This window comes from Burkholderia sp. SIMBA_051 (assembly GCF_046534915.1).
Classification (GTDB): Bacteria; Pseudomonadota; Gammaproteobacteria; order Burkholderiales; family Burkholderiaceae; genus Burkholderia; species Burkholderia ambifaria.
The window spans coordinates 1-268 of the sequence record NZ_JAWRXS010000342.1 but is presented as its reverse complement, the minus strand read 5'-3'; the positions used below and the strand labels follow the sequence as shown (position 1 = coordinate 268).

Annotated in this window: 1 protein-coding gene; it reads right to left on the bottom strand. The window is 63.4% G+C overall.

Translation table 11 applies throughout. The annotated features are described in order from the left end of the window. Positions 1 to 268, bottom strand: a 268-nt coding sequence (locus SB771_RS34790) for a penicillin acylase family protein (RefSeq protein WP_410722014.1), incomplete at both ends; no start/stop codon positions are given.

Genomic DNA, 268 nt, shown 5'->3' with positions numbered 1-268 from the left:
CGGCGAGCCAGTCGATATACGCATTCACGCCCGCTGCGAAACGTGTCGCGACCGGCTTCGCGTCGGGACCGTAGCGTTGCCATTCCACCGCCATGTCACCGCGATACAGGAAGAGCCGCGTCGCCTTGTCCTGTTCGACATACGCAGGGCCGAACACTTCGGCGAGTTCGCCGAGACCGCGTCGCCGCCACAGGTCGATCTGGAACATCCGGTCGCGCGCGGCATTGAAGCCCTGCACGAAGAACGCATCGTGTTCGTTCTGCGCAAA